Raw genomic sequence first — 18,537 nt, 5'->3', positions numbered from 1 at the left:
CGGTTTTTTCACCCCGTCACGGCGTCAGCCCCAGAATCCGGCGCGCGCCTGCCGGGTCCGCGACAGGCCGGTCATGCCGGTCGCAAATCTCCACAACCCGCTGCACCAGTGCTGCGTTGGACGGTGCCAGCCTGTCCCGGTCCAGCCTGACATTGTCCTCAAGCCCCGTGCGCGCATGGCCGCCTGCCGCCACCGCCCATTCGTTCAGCACGATTTGCTGCGGCCCGATCCCCGCCGCACACCAGGGCGCGCCCGGAAACAGGCGGTTCACGGTCTGCACATAATAGTCGAACACGTTCTTGTCCGCGGGCATCGCGTTTTTGACACCCATCACGAACTGGACGTAGGGCACATCCTTGATCTGACCTTTGGCATGCATTTCCGCGGCTTTCAGGATATGCGACAGATCAAAGGCCTCGACCTCGGGCTTGACCTCGTAAGTCAGCATTTCGGCGGCCAGCCAGTGCACCAGATCGGGCGGGTTTTCATAGACGCGGGTGGGAAAATTGTTCGATCCCACGGACAGAGACGCCATGTCGGGGCGCAGGGGCAACATGCCCCCCCGCGCGCGCCCTGCCCCCGACCTGCCGCCGGTCGAAAACTGGACAATCATGCCGGGACAATGTTTGCGCAGCCCCTCAAGCAATGCAGCAAACTTTTCGGGGTCACTGGAGGGCGTTTCATCATCATTGCGCACATGCGCATGGACAATGCTCGCCCCGGCCTCAAAGGCTTCCTGCGTGCTTTCGACTTGTTCTGCCACGCTGATCGGCACGGCCGGATTGTTGGCCTTGGTCGGCAGGGATCCGGTGATCGCCACGCAGATGATGCAGGGATTGGTCATTTGGCAGGCGCCAGCACAAAGTCGTGGATCACCTCGAAGAACGGCCCGGACTGACCCTCGGACGCGATCCTGTCGGGGGCGGTGATGTGGCGGAACTTGGCCATCAGGCTTTCCTTGACGCCGAACACCGCGTCGGAATGGATGTAATCATCGTCGGGATCGAAGATGTGCGTCACCAGCGTCTCGAACCCCTCCGCCTCCAGAATGTAATGCAGATGCGCGGGCCGATACGGGTGCCGCCCAAGGCCCGCAAGCAACTGCCCGACAGGGCCGTCATCGGGGATCGGGTAGAATTTGGGCTTGGCCCCCCAGAACCAGTATTCGCCATCCGCCCCCGTGCGGAACACGCCGCGCAGGTTGAAATCGGGCTGGATACCTTTTTGCTGCACGTCATAGAACCCGTCGTCATTGGTCTGCCAGACATCGATTTTCGCATTCGCGATCGGGTTGCCGTCGGTGTCGAGGATGCGGCCTTTGACCAGCATCGGCTCGCCCTTGCCATCCAGACAGATATTGGCCCCCATCGGTTTTTCGGGTGCATTGGCCACATGGAACGGCCCCAGCACCGTGCTTTCGGATGCGCCCGAGGGTTTGCGGTTGTTGATCGCATCGACCAGCATCGACACGCCCAGCACATCCGACAGGAGGATGTATTCCTGCCGCCAGTCGTCGGATTTGTGCCCCGTGCGGGTCAGGAACAGGATCGCCTGCATCCATTCGTCTTGCGTCGGTTCGATTTCCTTGACCGCCGCATGCAGGTGGCGGGTGATGACGGCCATCACCTCGGCCAGACGCGCATCCTTGGCATTGGCGTTGCGGCTGACGACGACATCGGCGGAATTGCTTTCCGTGAAATAGCCTTGTTCGGTCATGCGGCACCTTTGATGCGGGCGGATTGCGCCGGTTGCAGGATTGCCGTCATCACGCGGCGAAGCTCGGTCGCGGGGTTCGCCACCATTTCATCCACGCGCCATGCGACGTGATGGTCGGGGCGCACCAGCACGCAGCCGCTGTCACGGATATCGCGCACACGCGCCCAGTCGCCGGTATGGTCCTGAATGGCGCGGCGGGGGCCGATTTCATGGACCTTGATGGTCAGGCCCAGCTCACCCGCCACGGTGACGGCTGCGTCATTCCACGCCTCGCCCCCGATGCCGGTCAGCAGGGTGAAGGTGCCGTGGCCGGTCAGGTCAAGTGTGGACAGCTTTTCGCCCGTGGCCGTGAAGACCCAGGCATGCGGCAGCCGCGCGCCGGGCCATGTGGTGGGGTGGTAGTGCAATTCCTCGTCCATCGCGAAGGGGGGCTCCAACTGCCCGTCAGTGACGATGGCATCCGAATGATAGCGCTGGTTCATCTCGACCCCGTGGCAGTCGAATTCATATTTCTTGAAGGCAATCGCATCGCGGAGCGCCGCGCGCTGTTTTTCCGCGGCAGGGCCGCTGGCGGTGCGGGCGTCCATGTTTTTCTGCATCTTCACCGGATCGACCGACCCTGTCAGGCCAAGCGCGTCAAAGATCGGGCCGAATTCACCGATGGACTGGTTGGCGCGGGTGACGATCTGTTTGGCCACAGGTGCGCGTTCGGCTGTGTAGCTGTCAAGCAGCGCCTGCCCCGCCTGCCCCTTGATCACCGCGGCGAGTTTCCAGCACAGGTTGAACGCATCCTGAATGGACGTATTCGACCCCAGCCCGTTCGACGGCGGATGCCGGTGCGCGGCATCCCCCATGATGAACACGCGGCCCTTTTGCATCTGCGTCGCATAGGCGTTGTTCACGGTCCATGTGTTGGCGCTGATCAGTTCGATCTCAAGCTTGGGATCACCCACCAACTGCCGCGCGACTTCGGTCGCATAGTCCGGCGTCACATCCGGCGCAGGTCCGTTGATGTCATAGCCCCAGACGATCAGCCATTCGTTCCACGGCCGGATCATTCGCACCAGCCCCATGCCGATCCCGCCGACATTGGCACCGGGCTGCATGACCCAGTAAAGGACCGAGGGGCGGTGCGCGACATATTTGGACAAATCGGCACGGAACAGGATGTTCATGGACCCGCCCACGCCCATCTTGCCTTCGATGGGCAGGTTTTCAGTCTCGGCCACCAGCGAATTGCCGCCATCGGCCCCGATCATGTATTTCGCGCGGATCGTCAGGGTCTGGCCCGTCAGCCGGTCGCGCACGGTGGCGGTGACGCCATCCGCATCCTGCACATGCGACAGATATTCCGTGCTCATCCGGCTTTGCGTGCCGCGTTTGGCGGCGGTCGTGAACAGGATCGGTTCCATGAACGTCTGCGGCAGATCGTTCATGAAAGTGGGCGATGACAACAGATGTTCGGCCTTGGACATCGGATGCGTGCCCCAGCTGCGCATGCGGCCAATCTCCTCGCCCGCAAGGCTTTCGCAGAACACGTTTTCGCCCATCAATTCCTGTTCGGTGGCGTGCATATAGGCCTCGGCCTCGACCTCGCGGCCCAGATCGCGCAGCACCTCCATCGTGCGCTGGTTGGTGATATGGGCGCGCGGTGTATTGGCCAGCCAGCTATAGCGATTGATCGCGATATTGCGGATGCCATAGGTCGACAACAGCGCGGCAGAGGCGGACCCGGCAGGCCCGGTGCCAATGATCAGAACGTCGGTTTCCATGTCAGCCATGTCTCTCTCCTGTTGTTGGTTTTGTGGATGTTGCCGCGCGGCGCAGGCGGCGGCGAATTGGGAAAAGCTGGATGCCGGTGCGCGCCGAGATCAGGCCCCAGATACCGCGCGGCGCAAACAGCATGATCACGATGCCAAGCGCGCCCAGCACGATCAGATAGGCGCTGCCGTAATCGGCCAGCAGCGATTGCAGCAGGAAGAACACGATCACCCCGATGATCGGCCCCTCAACGGTGCCGATCCCGCCGATCACGACGATGAAGATCACAAACGCAGTCCAGTCCGTGACGCTGAAGGCTGCATCGGGACTGACGCGCCCTTTTTGTAGATAGATCAGCCCGCCTGCGATGCCGGTGCCGAAGGCGGACACCAGAAACACCAGCCATTTCATGCGCACCGCATCAACGCCGACGGATTTCGCAGCCTCGATATTGTCGCGCACGGCGGCGAGGGCGAGGCCGCGTTTGGTGCGCAACAGCCAGTAGATGCCGCCGATGGTGGCAACGGCCAGCGCCAAAGCCAGCCAATAGGTCACGATATCCCGCGCGGCGGCGGTGCGCACATCCAGCAAGGTGGCGATTGTTTCGACGCCGATGAAATCGCGCGCTTGCGGTGGCAGCGACGTGCCGGACCCGCCGCCCAGCGTTTGCCATTGCGCGACCAGCAGGCGTACGACCTCCGCCACGACCCATGTGCCGATGGCGAAATAGGCCCCGGCAAGGCGGAAGGCGAAAAAGGCGGTCGGCACGGCGATGATCGCCGCAACCACGCCACAAATCAGCAGCGCGGCAATCGGGTCCATCCCCCACAGGATGCCCGCCCCGAACAGCGTATAGGCCCCGATCCCGACAAAGGCATGCTGCCCCACGCTGACCAGGCCGCCATAGCCTGCGAGCAGGTTCCAGAATTGCGCGAGCGTCAGCATGGTCAGGATGAAGAACAGATCCTGGATCATGCTGCGGCTGGCGAACAGCGGTGCGGCGATCAGCGCCACCAGCAGAACCAGCGCGGCAATGCCTGCGATGCGTGACGCTTTGGTGCGGGTTTCGACGATATACATGGCGTCCCCCTCAATCATAGGCGCGCGGGAACAGGCCCCGCGGCTTGATCAGCAGCACTACCAGAAAGGCAACATGCCCTGCGAGGATCTGCCATTCGGGGTTGATCGCCGCGCCCACGGTCTGCGCCACGCCGATGATAATCCCGCCCGCCAGCGTCCCCCAGAGCGAGCCGAGACCGCCGATAATCACCGCCTCGAAAGCATAGATCAGCCGCGCTGGCCCGATGGTGGGATCGAAATTGGCGCGCATGCCGAGATAAAGCGCCGCAATCGTCACCACGATCATCGCGATGCCGGTGGCGGTGGCGAAAACCGAGGCCGGCTTGATCCCCATCAGGCTTGCCGTGACCGGATCATCCGATGTGGCGCGGAACGCGCGGCCAAGGGCGGTGCGGTAAAACAACTGGTTCAGCCCGACGATCACCGCAATGGCCGACAGAAAGGTCAGCACAGGCATCACGCCCAAGGTAACAGGCCCCACGGCAAAGGACGCGGTTTCCAGCGCCCCTGCCCCGATCCGCTGGCTGTCGGCGGTGAACCCTTCCAGAAGTGCGTTCTGCAATACGATGGACAGCCCGAAAGTGACCAGCAGCGGTGGCAGGATATCCTCGCCCAGCACGCGGTTCAGCACGATGCGCTGCAACAGCCAGCCGAAACCGAACATCAGCGGCATGGCAATCGCGGCGGCCAGAAACGGGTTGATGCCAAGGAAGGACACCACAACCAGAATGACATAGGCCGCCATCACGATCAGGTCGCCATGGGCAAGGTTCACCAGCCGCATGATCCCGAACACAAGGCTTAGCCCCGCGGCAAACAGCGCATAAAGCCCGCCCAGCAGGATGCCCTGCACGATTGTATCGACCCAGATCATGCGCTGACCCCGAAATAGGCGTCGTGGATCGCCTCGCGGCTGAGTTCGCTTGGCAGGCCGGACAGGGTGACGCGGCCTTCCATCATGCAATAGACGCGGTCCGCCACCTTCAGCGCCTGCCCGATATCCTGTTCCACGACGATCACCGCGGCGCCGCTGTCACGGATCTGCGGCAAGGCGGCATAGATGTCGCGGATCACCACGGGGGCCAGACCAAGGCTGATTTCATCGCAAAGCAGCACGCGCGGATTGGACATCAGCGCCCGCCCGATCGCGACCATCTGTTGCTGCCCGCCGGACAAGGACGTCGCGGGCTGCCTGCGTTTTTCGTGCAGGATCGGGAACAGGTCATAAACTTTCCGGAGGGTCCAATATCCGGCCGCCTTGCGCGCATGCGCTCCGATCAGGAGGTTTTCCTCGACACTGAGCGAGGGGAACAATTTGCGCCCCTCGGGCACCATCGCGACACCCTGCATCAGCATTTCATCCGCACGCGCGGCCCCCATCGGCGCGCCGTCAAGCGTGATCATCTCGGGGGCATTGCGCAGAACGCCGGAAATCGACCGCATCAGCGTGGTCTTGCCCGCGCCATTCGCGCCGATGATGGCAATCGCCTCGCCCGCGTCCAGATGCAGATCGACGCCGTAAAGCGCCTGAAAATCGCCGTAACGCGCGGTCAGCCCTTGGACTTGCAACAGGTTCATATGTCGATCCCCAGATAGATTTCGCGCACTTCGCGGCTGGCCATGATCGCGGCAGGCTCGCCCAACCCGATCACGCGACCAAAATCCAAGACCAGCAGGCGTTCGACCACGGAATTCAGCGCGTGCAGCACATGTTCGATCCAGATGATCGTGGTGCCTTCGGCATGGATCGCGCGGATCGTGCGGATCAGCGCCTGACATTCGCCCTCGGTCAGCCCGCCCGCGATTTCATCGAGGAGCAGCAGTTTGGGCCGCGTCGCCATCGCTCGGGCCAGTTCCAGACGCTTGCGCTGCAACAGGCTCAGCCCCCCCGCCGGATCATTGGCGCGGTCGATCAGTTCGGTGCGCTCCAAGATGGTCGCGCACATATCCGCCACGTCCTTTTCGCGGCGGGCCTGTCCGTGGGCGGCAGCAACGACGAGGTTTTCGAACACGGTGAGGTTGGAAAACGGCTGCGGGATCTGGAACGACCGGCCCACACCCGCCAGACAGCGCTGCATGGGCGAGACGCGGGTCACGTCCTGCCCGTCAAAGATCACCGTGCCACGGTCGGCGGCGATATTGCCGGTGATGAGGTTAAACAGCGTCGATTTGCCCGCCCCGTTCGGCCCGATGATGCCCAAAGCCTGCCCCTGCGGCACGTCAAAGCTGACGTCATCGGTCACCTTGAGGGCACCGAAGGATTTGGAGACATTCTGCAAGGACAGGATCGGCATGAGGTTTCCGTTTGTTGGCAGTGAGGCCCCGGAACAAGTCAGGGGTGTGGTGTGCCAGCGCCCCGGGCTTAACCCGGGGCCTCTGGCGAGGCTTAGGCCAAAGCCTCCATCGTCCCGCCAGTCGGGATCTCCGGCGCTGTCGTGTTATCCACGACGACCAGATCAAAGGTCCCATCCTCCTTGCGCCGCCACTGGCCGCCGACCAGCGGTGTCTTGCAGACGTTCTGCGCGGCAAAGGGCGGCACGCCCGCGCCGTCCCATGCAATGCGCCCGACCATCGTGTTCAGCTCCGTCGCGCGGATCGTTTCGACCACATCATCGGGGTCGGTCGGGTCAGAGGCGCGCTTGATCACATCGGCCGCCATTTCGAACAGGGAATGGACAAAGCCGATCGGCTGGGTCCAGGGGCGGCCTGTCTCGGCGGTAAAGCTCGCGGCCAGATCGGCGCAGCTTTCGCCGGTCAGGGACGAGGTGAACGGATGGCTTGCGGACCACCAGACTTCGGACGACAGGTTGTGACCCGCCTCGCCCAGCGTTTCGACCGATTGCGGAAACAGGATCGCCTTGGCCACGGTGATCGCCTTGGGTTGGAACCCCTGCTGCAGCGACTGGTTGCGGAAGGTCGTGAAATCCGGCGGGATCACGACGCCAGTGACGATTTCGGCATTGGCCGCACGGAACGCGTTGATCTGCGCGCTGAAATCGTCGGTCAGGTTCTGGTAACGGCCCGGATCGGTGGTGGTGTAGCCCGACGCGGCGAAACCGGGGGCCACACCGACATTCGGATCACCCCAGGCGTTGCCGTCCGCATCGTTCGGGAACAGCCCGCCGACCTGTTTGTTGGTATCAAGCTGGTTCCACATATTGGTGAAAACGGCGATCACATCCTCCAGCCCCCAGAAATAATGGTAGGCATAGTTGAACGGCTGCCAGCTTGTCGGATCGCCGGGGTTGCCTTGCTGGCCGATGAAGAATGGCTGCCATGGGGCCTTGGTGGAAATCACCGGCACGCCTTCGGATTCGCAGACCGTCGCCACGGGGTTCGTGGTTTCAGGCGTCGAGGCGACAAGCATGAAATCCACTTCGTCGTCGATGATCAGCTCCTGCGCAACGGTCGCGGCGCGGTTCGGGTTGGACTGGCTGTCCTTGACGGTCACCTCGACCGCGATGCCCTGTTCGGCCATCACGCGGTTGAACATGGCGATGGTGAATGTGTCGGCCTCTGCAAAGCCCGCAAGCGGGCCGGTCTGCGGGCTGACATAGCCGATGCGCACGGCCCGGCCCTGTGCAAGCGCGGGCATGGCCAGCCCCGAAGCGGACAAGGCAAAGCCGCTGGCCATGCCGGTTTTCAGTAATTTGCGTCGCGTAATCATCTTAAATCCTCCCAGTTCAAGTTTACGTTTGTCAGGTGACGGACCGCGTCCCTCGCCACGCGTCCGTCAGGATGGTCTTGATGTCATCGCGCGTGAACTTGCGCGGGTTGGCATAGGGTTGGCGTGTCGCGATCTCGGCGGCGCGGTCCAGATCGGGCTCCTCCAGCCCCAGATCGGACAGACGCAGCGGCGCGCCAAGCGCCTTGGCAAAATCCCACAGGCCGCCGCCGACCGTGCCACCCATCAGTTCCGCAACCGGGCGCAGCTGTTCCGGCACCGCGATGGCATTGAAGCCCGCTGTATGCGGCAACATGATCGCATGGGTTTCGGCATGGGGCAGCCCGAAGGACCCGCCCAGCACGTGGCAAAGCTTGTGATGCAGCGCCATCGACACATAGCCAAGCGTGGTCGACCCGAGCCATGCGCCGTAAAGCACCTCGGCGCGGGCCTCTGTGTTGGCGGGGTCGGCGACCACTTCTGGCAAACCCCGCTTGAACGCGCGGATCGACTCCAGCGCCATCATGTCGGTGATCGGATTGGCATCGGCGGCGTAAAGCCCTTCGACCGCATGGGCGATGGCGTTCAGCGCAGATGTCACGGTCATGCTGACAGGCAGGCCCAGCGTCAGATCGACGTCGTAGATCACCAGTTCCGGCCTGATCGCAGGATCGCGGCGGGTGGTCTTTTCGCCTTTGTCGGTTTCGCCAAGGATATCGGTCATTTCTGACCCGGCATAGGTAGTGGGGATCACCACCTGATCGGCGCTGGTGCGGACCGCGATTGCCTTGCCCAGCCCAGTCGTAGACCCGCCGCCGATGGCGACGACACAATCCGCCCCCGCCGCCTGATAGGCGGCAACAGCGCGGTCGGTCACATCGACAGGCGTGTGCATCGCGGCTTCGGTAAAGGTCCCCGCTGCAAGCGCACCAAGCCGGTCCACAACATCGCGCGCCTGATCCGCCTGCTGCGGCGTCGACAGCACCAGCGCCTTGCCCCGGCCAAGCGATCGCACCGCATCGCCCACCTGGGCCAGCGTGCCGTGGCCAAAGATTACCTTGGTTGCAATGCCGGGAAAGACGAAGGCGCGGGGATGGATCATGCCTCCGCGCCCCAAATCAATGTGCCATGCGCCAAGGCACGCAGCATGCCCGACAGGGCCGCGATTTCGGTATCGGTCACTTCATGCGGGCGACCGGGGAACATATCGCTGCGCAACCGCGCGCCTGCGCGCGTCAGATCGGCCAACATCCGGTGATGCGCTTGGGCCGGAATCCAGGGGTCGGCATCGCCGCAGCTGGCGTAGACGTTCAACCCGTCTAGCGGCTTGCGCGGCAGGTTATCGGTCTCTGCCCCGATCCGGCAGGCGGTGAATAGGCAGGCCGCATCCACGATCGTGGGCTGGCACATCAGCGTTTCGACCGACAGGCAAGCGCCTTGCGAAAACCCGCATAGCAGGACGGGTACATCGGGTGCCGCGGCCCGTTCGGCCTTGATCAGGGTCGTGACCTGACGGACCCCGTTGTGCATTTCGACCAACGTCTCGTCGGTCAAGGGATCAATGGCGCGGGCGGCATACCAGCCGTGACCCTCCGATTTCGGCAGCACGAAACGCACGTCCGGCACCGCGACGCGGGCGACGATACTGTCCATCATATCCGCCTGCGTCTGGCCGCGCCCATGCACGACGATGCAGATCACCTTTGCATCGCCCGGATCGGCCCCGTGGAAAACCGGCTGCACCATCATCCTGTCCTAGAATTGCGCAGGCTCGAGCCCGGCTTCCATTTCGGCCTGCCGGTCGGCGAACCACGGCGGGAACACCAGCGTCTGGCCGATGGCGTCGGCGGGTTCGTCCTTGGCCCAGCCGCCCGGCACGGTCCAGGCCAGCTCGAACAGCGCGCCGCCGGGGCTGCGCACATAGCAGGATTTGAAATACATCCGGTCCTTTTGTTCGGAGATATCGGTGAACCCGAGGCCTTCGATATGGGCGCGCAGCGCCATCTGGTTGTCTTCATCGCCGGTATTGAGCGCAAGGTGGTGAATCGTGCCGCCCGCCAGCGTCCATGTGCCTTGGGCCACGTCGGGTTCGTGCAGGACCTCGACGATGGATTTCGCACCGTCATTTGTGGGGACCGCGAAAACCAGACCCTCATGCGTGTCCGCGATCTTTTCCATTGGCAGGGCGATGGTCAGGAAATCGTCCATTGCGGTGCGGTCCATCACGGAAATCGCGCCGCCATAGATGCCTTTGATCCCGTGTTCGGCGCTGATGCCGCGATCGGGGTTCGCAATCGGTGTGCGGTTGTCACTGGGGTTCTCGACCAACTCGTGCGGGATGCCGCAGGGATGTTCGAACACCACGCGGTCCGCGCCGAAACGCGCGGTCTTGCGCGCGGGCACGCCCATTTCGTTCAGCCGGTTGACCCAGAATTCGCTAGCGCCCACGGGGATCGCCTGCATCACGACCTTGGACTGGTTCGACCCGCGCCGCCCGAAAATGCCGGGCTTGGCAAAGGGGAATGTCGTGATGATGGTCGAGGCATCGCCGTTCCTGGCCCCATAATACAGGTGATAGACCGGCAGCACGCCGTCGAACAGCACCGTACGCTTCACCGAATAAAGGCCCAGCGTCTTGGTATAGAAATCGTAATCTTCCTGCACGCCATGCGTGCTGAGCGTCAGGTGATGATAGCCGCTGATTCTGGACATGACGTCTCCTCCTCTGGTGTCGCCGGCGATGGTGCAGGACGGGGAATGCGTGATCAGCCTCCTCGCTGATCACGGACCTTTTGCACCGGGTTGATTGCAGGTTAGGACCGTGCAACATGTAATAGTATTAAATTTGGGGGCTTCAGCATGACGTATTGCTATGAAGATAGATGAAAAGCATCTGGCCCAATTGGCCGCCGTCGTCGAAGCAGGGGGCGTGACCGAAGGCGCGCATCTGCTGGGCATGACGCAACCCGCCGTGTCCCGCACCCTGTCGGCGCTGGAAAAGCGTCTGGGCGAAAAACTGTTCATGCCGGGCCGCAGGCCGCTGGTGCCCACGATCATCGGGCGGCAATTGGCGGCACATGGCAAGGTCATTCTGGACGCGGGGCGCAAGGCGTCGGATGCGGTGCGCAGTTTTCAGGCGGGATCGGCGGGGACCGTGCGGATCGGCGGGGTGCCGTTCTTCATGGATGCGTTCATCTCGCAGATGCTGGGGCAGTTTCAGGTGCAACAACCCGATATTTCCATCGACCAATCCTATGGCAACCTGCCAGAATTGCAGGCCGGGCTGCGTTCGGGCCAGCTTGATATGGCGATCTGTCCGCTGGGCGTGGTGGAACCGGGGTCGGAGCTTGCCTTTACCGAGATTCTGCCGGGCCGCAACGTGATAGGCGCCCGCGCGCGGCATCCGCTGTTCCGCAAGAAATCCATCACATCCCACGAACTGTTGCGCTATCCGTGGATCGCGCCCCTGCCCGGATCACCGCTGCTGGCCGATCTGCATGCGATCCTGTTGTCCATCGGGGTCAGCGAATTCAATGTCCGCTATTCGGGCGGGTCATTGCTCAGTGTGCTGAACTACCTGCATGAAACCGATGCGCTGACGGTCCTGCCGCAAAGCGTGCTGTTCGCTTTCCGGCAGGACGGGCGGTTCAAGACGCTGCCGATCAAGATACCGCAACCGCAACGCTCGCTTGGTATCCTGACGCTCAAGGAGGCACCGAAACTGCCCGCCAGTGACAAGCTGACGAAATTCATCATCAGCCGTTTCAACGAATTGCGCGGTGTCATCCTGCGCCACGAAAACGCGGTGATCTGGGGGACGTGACCCTGCCCTCTTGCAAAACGGGCGGACGCTGTCACAAGGGGCGCGCGCGCAAGGCGCGGGTTTTCGGGTTCGGCAATGAGCACAACACTACAGGCAGCGCTGTGGATGATCGGCGCTATCGTCGCATTCACCACGATGGCCATCGCCGGGCGCAGCGTCAGCGTGGAACTCGACACATTCGAGATCATGCTGTTCCGCAGCTTGATCGGGATCGGGATTGTTCTGGGCATCGCCGCCTATGCGGGTGCGATGCGCCAGATCCGGTTTCGTAAACTGCGGCTGCATCTGGTGCGCAACATCTGCCATTTCACCGGGCAGAACCTGTGGTTCTATGCCATCACCGTGATCCCGCTGGCGCAGGTCTTTGCACTGGAATTCACCACGCCGATCTGGGTGCTGCTCTTGTCGCCGCTGATCCTGCAGGAACGGCTGACGGGCATGGGGCTGGTCGCGGCACTGATCGGTTTCGTCGGCATCCTGATCGTGGCACGGCCCGATCCGGGCAATCTCAGCCCCGGATTGCTGGCGGCGGCGGGTTGTGCGATATTCTTCGCGCTGAGCGCGATTTTCACGCGCAAGCTGACGCGGACCGAAGGGATCACCTCGATCCTGTTTTTCCTGACCGTCACACAGGCGGTATTCGGGCTGATTTGCGCGGGCTATGACGGCGATATCGCCTTGCCGTCGGGCACGGTCCTGCCGTGGGTCATTGTGATCAGCGTCGCGGGGCTCGTGGCGCATTTCTGTCTCACCAAGGCGCTCAGCATTGCCCCCGCCAGTACGGTCATGCCGCTGGATTTCGTGCGCCTGCCCGCCATCGCTGTCGTGGGGATGGTTTTGTATGACGAACCTTTGGAACTGCTGGTCTTTGTCGGCGCCGCGCTGATTTTTCTGGGCAATTACATGAACATCCGGCAGGCCGGGCGCGTCGCTGCAAACTGAACTGGATAGTTCATTTGTTGCGCTGCGGTGCGGCATGACATAATTTTGTTACGCTACGACACAGGCGCGCCATGACGCCGCGTCAATAATTGACGTAATGATTAAGCACTCCGTAGGGTTTGTTGCATAGAATTTGTTCATGATGGGGATGAGGACATGAAACAGACACTTACGGTCGGCGCAGCGCTGCTGATGACGACCTCCATGGCGCATGCGGTTGGGTTGGACCGTTCGGCGCAGAATATCGGCATCATCTTTCAGGATGGCAATTATGCCGAGCTGAGCTTTGGCTATGTCATGCCGGACGTGAGCGGGACCGACCTTCCGTTGGGAGGACCTTTCGTCGGAGGAGACGCGTCCGGCAACGTTGCGGAGGATTACAGCATTCTCGGCCTTGGCTACAAAACCGACATCAACGACCAGATTTCGTTTGCGCTGATCATTGACGAACCCTACGGGGCCGACGTGAGCTATCCCACGGGAGAGTCGGTCAATTTGGGCGGTACCGCCGCCACGCTCGATTCGGTCGCCTTCACCGCCATGCTGCGTTACAAACTGAACGAGAATGTCAGCTTTCATGGCGGTATTCGTGCGCAGTCGACCGAGGGCGAAATCACGCTGGCCGGGGCCGCGTATCAAGAACTTACCGGCTATAATGTCACGCTGGATCGTCATTTAGGTTTTGGCTACGCAATCGGTGCCGCCTATGAGATTCCCGACATCGCCCTGCGCGTGGCCCTTACCTATTTTTCGGAAATCGAGCATGAGTTCGATACGACAGAACGGGTCGGCTCCATGGCGCTGCCGCCGTCGGGGGCAACCACGGTGACAACGCCGCAGGCCGTCAACCTTGATTTCCAGACCGGGATCGCGGCAGACACTCTGCTGTTCGGTTCGATCCGCTGGGCCGAATACAGCGTCGTGAAAGTGTCCCCCGATTTCTTCGCCAGCCAAACTATGGGCGCTTCACTGGCAAATATTGAGGACGGGTTCGGCTATACGCTGGGCGTCGGTCGCCGGTTCAGCGATGTCTGGTCGGGTTCGTTCAGCGTGGGCTATGAACCAGAAGGCGAAGATCTTGTCTCGCCACTGGCTCCAACGAACGGGAACTACTCAGTCGGCGTGGGCGCGCAATACACGATGGACAACGTCATCCTGTCCGGCGGCGTGCGGTATATCATGCCCGGTGACGCCTCTGCGCAGACTGCGGACACGGCCCGTGCCGACTTCTCGGACAACGACGCCATCGCGGTCGGCTTCAAGGTCGCCTATACCTACTGATCTCGTCGCTCAGGACCAGCAAAAGCCCCGCCCCAAATGGCGGGGCTTTTTGTTTGGCGCATGATCCGGCTTGCACCTTGCGCACCGACAGGATCAAACCGCCATCATGATGCTTGCCCAGAAAACCATGACCGGCCGCGCTTGGGCGGAAATCCTGATCCTGTCGCTGATCTGGGGCGCGTCGTTCCTGTCGGTGCATGTGGCATTGGAAGAGATCGGCCCGCTCACATCCGTCGCGCACCGGACATTCTGGGCGATGCTGATCCTGTGGGGCTATGTCGCCATCCGCCGCCTGCCCTTGCCGCGCAGCCCGGCGATCTGGGGGGCGTTCCTGATCATGGGGCTGCTCAACAACGTGATCCCGTTCAGCCTGATGGCATGGGGACAGCTGCATATCGAGACAGGGCTGACCGCGATCATGAACGCCTCGACCGCGATATTCGGCGCGATCACGGCCGCGGTGTTTCTGGCCGATGAACGGCTGACACTGCGCAAGGCTGTGGGCGTGGGCCTCGGGTTTCTGGGGGTTGCCACCGCCATCGGATTGCAGGTGCTAACGCAATTCGACCTGCGGTCCTTGGGTCAGATCGCCGTGCTGGGCGGTGCGATCAGCTATGCGTTCGCGGGTGTCTGGGCGCGCAAGCACCTGTCCGGCCTGACGCCACAGGTTGCCGCTGCGGGGATGCTGACCGGGTCGAGTCTGATCGCCCTGCCCTTGGCGTGGGCCATCGAAGGGCCGATCAATCTGGCCTTGCAACCGCAAACATGGGCTGCCATCGGCTACTATGCGGTGATGGCGACGGCGCTGGCCTATCTGATGTATTACCGCGTGCTGGCGATGGCGGGCAGCGGCAATCTGATGCTGGTCACGCTGCTGGTCGCGCCCGTCGCGATCATCTTGGGCGCGGTGATCTTGGGCGAGGCGCTGCCGTTGCGCGCCTATGCCGGTTGTGCGCTACTTGCGACCGGACTGGTCATCCACGATGGCCGCGTGGTCAAGGCGATCCAACACCGCGCGCGCGGCACGTAGCCCCGGCGCTTCGCCCCCGCGCCCGAGCCTGTCCATCGTCACATCCATCGCCGCCTGCTGCGCTGTCGGGTGGGCCAGCACCGCCAAGACCGCATCGGCGATGGGTTCCGGCTGACAGGCCCCGCCGATGAATTCCGGCACCACGCGCGTGTCGCTGACCAGATTGACCAGGGTGACGGTGTCCACTAGCAGCATGCGCGAAATGATGATCCGGCTGAGCCACGTCATGTCATAGGCGATCACCATCGGCGTGCCATTGGCGGCCAGTTCCAGCGACACCGTGCCGGAGGCCGCAAGTGCCACATCCCCGCGGCGGAACCACGCGGGTTTCAGCGGGCTGGCGGGCGGCAGCACGGTGACCGGCACGGACCAATCCGCCACCTGCGCCTGCACCAGATCATGCACATTGGCCGTGGTGGGAATGACGAACCGCGCATCCGGCACCTGTGCCGCGATCCGCGCCACGGCCTGCCCGAAACGGGGGGCAAGGCGGTTCACCTCGCTTTTGCGGCTGCCGGGCAGGACCAGCACGACGGTGCCATCGCCCAAGGTGGCGGCCTCTTCGGCGCTGGCAATTGGATCGGTCACCACCGGATGCCCGACGAAATCGCAGTCCATGCCCGCGGCCTGCATCAAAGGCGGCTCGAATGGGAAGAGCGCGAGCACATGGTCGATATGATGCGCCATATGCGCCGCGCGTTTGGGCCGCCATGCCCAGACCGTCGGGGCGACGTAATGCACGGTGCGGATGGTGCTGCGGGCCTTGACCAGTTTGGCCACGCGCAGGCAGAAATCGGGGCTGTCGATGGTGATCAGCGCATCGGGTCGGGTCTGCACGACCGCCTCGGCCATCTGCGCGATGCGCCGTTTCAGCGCGCGGTATTTGGGCAGGATTTCCGCCAGCCCCATGACGCTGAGTTCATCCATGGGAAAGCGGCTGACCAGCCCTTCGGCCTGCATCAGCGGCCCGCCGACCCCGTCAAAGGTCACGTCAGGGCGGAGCGTTTTCAGCCCGGCCATCAGCGCCGCCCCCAGCTTGTCGCCCGACGCCTCGCCCGCGATCAGGAACACTCTCATGCGCCACCTTTGGGGCGGACCCAGAGAAACATTTTTTGCGCATCAAGGATTTCAAGTACCCCGTCGAGATTGAGGACCATTACGCCACCTGCTTCGATGACGATTCCATCCAGCCTTGCTTCTGCTGCCAGCATGGCGGTGCGCGGCCCAATCACAGGAAGATCGGCGCGGCGATCTTGATCGGGCTTAGGTGCTTTGAAAAGGATTCCACCTTCCGGTTTTGATTGCGGAACAGGCTCTCCGGCAAGCCAGTCGGTCACTCCGTTCGCTGCAGCTACAACAACTTCGAAGGGTAGCAGAAAGGGGTCAAATGAAAATGAATCAGGCTTTTTAGGACTTTGATAAGTCGACGCGAGCTTACGAAGCATTGCATCCGTCCCTTCGCTGTCCTCGCGTAGAACGGCCAAACCGCCCCTGACAATGCAGGCCTGCCCGATGTCAGAAAGGCCCAACGTGTGGATGCACATCTCACCCGCCTCTGCATCGGCCACTTGTTCCAGCGAAGTCGTCTTTTTTGTAGAAATTCCCGTGGCAGGCAACAGATCAGGCGCGAGGTCATGTGCTGCAACCACGGCAAAGCCTGCATTTTCAAAGATCGCGATCACACCGCGCAACGTGCCATCATCGCCTTTGGCCATCGCGGTTTGCAGACCTGCGACCAGTGGCAAGGTCGCTGCATCAATCTGTGCGGGGTCGATTACTGGCCGTTTGACAGCACCCGCCATGCAGATACGCGTCACACCGCGTGCGGACAGATCCGCGAGAAACGACCCCAGCTGTTCGATGCGAAAGGTGATGTCGGGCGTGATCTGGGGCGCAAAGCCCTGCAAGGCGCAGACAATCGGCCGCGCCGCGAGCCGCGCCAGCAGCGCGGGTGGCAGATCGCCGGTGCCTGCGATCAGCGCCAGCATCAGCCCGGCGTCAGGAAATTGCGGTCGGACGGGCCAAGGATGAAACGCACCATGTCCTGCACGTAGGCGCTGTCGCTTTCATCGCCAAGCTTGCGGGCGCGGTCCTGAAAATTGCCTTCACCGTCTTTGAGCATCTGGAACGCCGCACGCAACGCGGTGATATCGGCGCGGTCCACGCCCTTGCGCTTCAGCCCGACAAGGTTCAGCCCGTCGAGCACGCCGCGCGGCCCCTGCACCAACCCGTGCGGGACCACATCGGCCGTCACCATCGTGACCGCGCCGATGATGGCGCCCTGCCCGATCCGCACCCATTGATGCACACCGCAAAGCCCGCCGATGATGACGTCATCCTCGATCACGCAATGGCCCGCGACGGCGGAATTGTTGACGATGATCACACGGTCGCCGACCTGCGCGTCATGCGCGATATGGCAGCCCGCCATGAAGAGCCCGTCATCGCCAACGCGGGTGATCCCGCCCCCTTGGACGGTGCCGGTGTTGATCGTCACATGTTCGCGGATGCGGTTGCGCGCGCCGATGCGCAGTTTGGTCTTTTCGCCCGCGAATTTCAGGTCCTGCGGGATTTCCCCGATAACCGAAAAGGGAAAGATTGTCGTGCCCGCCCCGATCTGCGTGTCCCCATCCACAACGACATGGCTTTTCAGCGTGACAGTATCAGCCAGCACCACATCGGGACCGATCACGCAGAACGGGCCAATCGTGCAATCCGCGCCAATCTGCGCGCCATCCGCGATCACGGCACTAGGGTGGATGCCCGCCATCAGCCCTGCAAATCCATCATCGCGGTGAATTCCGCCTCGGCGGCGAGTTCGCCATCGACCGTCGCCACCCCCTTGAATCGCCAGACCTTGCCACCCGGCTTGCCGCGCGTGGTTTCGACCCGCATTTCCAGCACGTCACCCGGCACGACCTTGCGGCGGAATTTGCAGCCGTCGATGGCCATGAAATAGACCAGCAGATCGCCGTTGATCAGCCCCAACGATGCGCCGACCATCACCGCACTGGTCTGGGCCATCGCCTCGACGATGGTGACACCGGGCATGATCGGGTTGCCGGGAAAATGTCCCTGAAAATAGGGTTCGTTCATCGTCACGTTCTTGATCCCCACGGCCGAGGACGTCCCGTCGATGCTATGGACCTTGTCGACCAGCAGGAACGGATACCGATGCGGCAGGATTTTCTGGATCAGCTGGATATCGGCGGATGTGACGGGGTCGGACATATGTGGTTC

Annotated in this window: 19 protein-coding genes; 4 read left to right on the top strand and 15 right to left on the bottom strand. The window is 62.5% G+C overall.

Features of this window, described 5'->3' with window-relative positions:
• Positions 1-16: 16 nt before the first annotated feature.
• The 11 genes from H147_RS0116020 to H147_RS0115970 form a co-directional block, all read right to left on the bottom strand.
• Positions 17-844, bottom strand: a complete 828-nt coding sequence (locus H147_RS0116020; RefSeq protein ID WP_019956408.1) for a 3-oxoadipate:acetyl-CoA acetyltransferase — start codon at positions 842-844, stop codon at positions 17-19.
• Positions 841-1,716 (bottom strand): intradiol ring-cleavage dioxygenase, encoded by an 876-nt coding sequence (locus tag H147_RS0116015; RefSeq protein WP_019956407.1) that lies wholly within the window; start codon positions 1,714-1,716, stop codon positions 841-843. Before H147_RS0116015 ends, H147_RS0116020 begins: the two co-directional genes overlap by 4 nt.
• Positions 1,713-3,497: an FAD-dependent oxidoreductase gene (locus H147_RS0116010; RefSeq protein ID WP_019956406.1), complete on the bottom strand. Its 1,785-nt coding sequence runs from the start codon at positions 3,495-3,497 to the stop codon at positions 1,713-1,715. The genes H147_RS0116015 and H147_RS0116010 overlap by 4 nt, the downstream gene beginning before the upstream one ends.
• Positions 3,490-4,557 (bottom strand): branched-chain amino acid ABC transporter permease, encoded by a 1,068-nt coding sequence (locus H147_RS0116005; protein ID WP_019956405.1) that lies wholly within the window; start codon positions 4,555-4,557, stop codon positions 3,490-3,492. Before H147_RS0116005 ends, H147_RS0116010 begins: the two co-directional genes overlap by 8 nt.
• 10 nt (positions 4,558-4,567) lie before the next feature.
• Positions 4,568-5,431: a branched-chain amino acid ABC transporter permease gene (locus tag H147_RS0116000; protein WP_019956404.1), complete on the bottom strand. Its 864-nt coding sequence runs from the start codon at positions 5,429-5,431 to the stop codon at positions 4,568-4,570.
• Positions 5,428-6,135: an ABC transporter ATP-binding protein gene (locus H147_RS0115995; protein WP_019956403.1), complete on the bottom strand. Its 708-nt coding sequence runs from the start codon at positions 6,133-6,135 to the stop codon at positions 5,428-5,430. The genes H147_RS0116000 and H147_RS0115995 overlap by 4 nt, the downstream gene beginning before the upstream one ends.
• Positions 6,132-6,851 carry an ABC transporter ATP-binding protein gene (locus H147_RS0115990; RefSeq protein WP_019956402.1) on the bottom strand — a complete coding sequence of 240 codons (720 nt, stop codon included), beginning with the start codon at positions 6,849-6,851 and terminating at the stop codon, positions 6,132-6,134. The genes H147_RS0115995 and H147_RS0115990 overlap by 4 nt, the downstream gene beginning before the upstream one ends.
• Positions 6,852-6,943: 92 nt before the next feature.
• The gene (locus H147_RS0115985) at positions 6,944-8,224 is read right to left on the bottom strand and encodes an ABC transporter substrate-binding protein (RefSeq protein ID WP_026352612.1); all 1,281 of its coding nucleotides are present in this window, start codon (positions 8,222-8,224) and stop codon (positions 6,944-6,946) included.
• 31 nt (positions 8,225-8,255) lie between these two features.
• Positions 8,256-9,323 (bottom strand): maleylacetate reductase, encoded by a 1,068-nt coding sequence (locus H147_RS0115980; protein ID WP_019956400.1) that lies wholly within the window; start codon positions 9,321-9,323, stop codon positions 8,256-8,258.
• A complete protein-coding gene (locus tag H147_RS0115975; RefSeq protein WP_211216589.1) occupies positions 9,320-9,967 on the bottom strand; it encodes an alpha/beta hydrolase in 648 nt (215 codons plus the stop codon). The genes H147_RS0115980 and H147_RS0115975 overlap by 4 nt, the downstream gene beginning before the upstream one ends.
• 9 nt (positions 9,968-9,976) lie before the next feature.
• Positions 9,977-10,933, bottom strand: coding sequence for a VOC family protein (locus H147_RS0115970; RefSeq protein ID WP_019956398.1), 957 nt, complete (start codon positions 10,931-10,933; stop codon positions 9,977-9,979).
• Positions 10,934-11,093: 160 nt separating this feature from the next.
• Between H147_RS0115970 and H147_RS0115965 the strand changes: the two genes are divergently transcribed.
• From H147_RS0115965 to H147_RS0115950, 4 genes are all read left to right on the top strand, one after another.
• Positions 11,094-12,044, top strand: a complete 951-nt coding sequence (locus H147_RS0115965; RefSeq protein WP_019956397.1) for a LysR family transcriptional regulator — start codon at positions 11,094-11,096, stop codon at positions 12,042-12,044.
• 75 nt (positions 12,045-12,119) lie between these two features.
• Positions 12,120-12,986 (top strand): DMT family transporter, encoded by an 867-nt coding sequence (locus tag H147_RS0115960; RefSeq protein ID WP_019956396.1) that lies wholly within the window; start codon positions 12,120-12,122, stop codon positions 12,984-12,986.
• A 156-nt stretch (positions 12,987-13,142) separates the two neighbouring features.
• The gene (locus H147_RS0115955) at positions 13,143-14,267 is read left to right on the top strand and encodes an OmpP1/FadL family transporter (protein WP_019956395.1); all 1,125 of its coding nucleotides are present in this window, start codon (positions 13,143-13,145) and stop codon (positions 14,265-14,267) included.
• A 109-nt stretch (positions 14,268-14,376) separates the two neighbouring features.
• Positions 14,377-15,297, top strand: coding sequence for a DMT family transporter (locus H147_RS0115950; RefSeq protein ID WP_043700188.1), 921 nt, complete (start codon positions 14,377-14,379; stop codon positions 15,295-15,297).
• On the opposite strand, the gene lpxB is transcribed toward H147_RS0115950, so the two are convergent.
• From lpxB to fabZ, 4 genes are read right to left on the bottom strand one after another with little or no spacing between them, the layout of a single operon-like run.
• Positions 15,223-16,374 (bottom strand): lipid-A-disaccharide synthase, encoded by a 1,152-nt coding sequence (gene lpxB / locus H147_RS0115945; RefSeq protein WP_019956393.1) that lies wholly within the window; start codon positions 16,372-16,374, stop codon positions 15,223-15,225. The two genes, H147_RS0115950 and lpxB, sit on opposite strands and share 75 nt — an antisense overlap.
• Entirely contained in the window at positions 16,371-17,285 is a 915-nt protein-coding gene (locus tag H147_RS0115940; RefSeq protein WP_019956392.1) for an LpxI family protein, read from the bottom strand. Before H147_RS0115940 ends, lpxB begins: the two co-directional genes overlap by 4 nt.
• Positions 17,285-18,067, bottom strand: a complete 783-nt coding sequence (lpxA, locus tag H147_RS0115935; protein ID WP_019956391.1) for an acyl-ACP--UDP-N-acetylglucosamine O-acyltransferase — start codon at positions 18,065-18,067, stop codon at positions 17,285-17,287. The genes H147_RS0115940 and lpxA overlap by 1 nt, the downstream gene beginning before the upstream one ends.
• Positions 18,067-18,528, bottom strand: coding sequence for a 3-hydroxyacyl-ACP dehydratase FabZ (fabZ, locus tag H147_RS0115930; RefSeq protein ID WP_019956390.1), 462 nt, complete (start codon positions 18,526-18,528; stop codon positions 18,067-18,069). Before fabZ ends, lpxA begins: the two co-directional genes overlap by 1 nt.
• Positions 18,529-18,537: the final 9 nt, after the last annotated feature.

Source organism: Yoonia vestfoldensis DSM 16212 (assembly GCF_000382265.1).
GTDB lineage: Bacteria > Pseudomonadota > Alphaproteobacteria > Rhodobacterales > Rhodobacteraceae > Yoonia > Yoonia vestfoldensis.
This window is presented reverse-complemented; position numbering and strand designations above follow the sequence as displayed.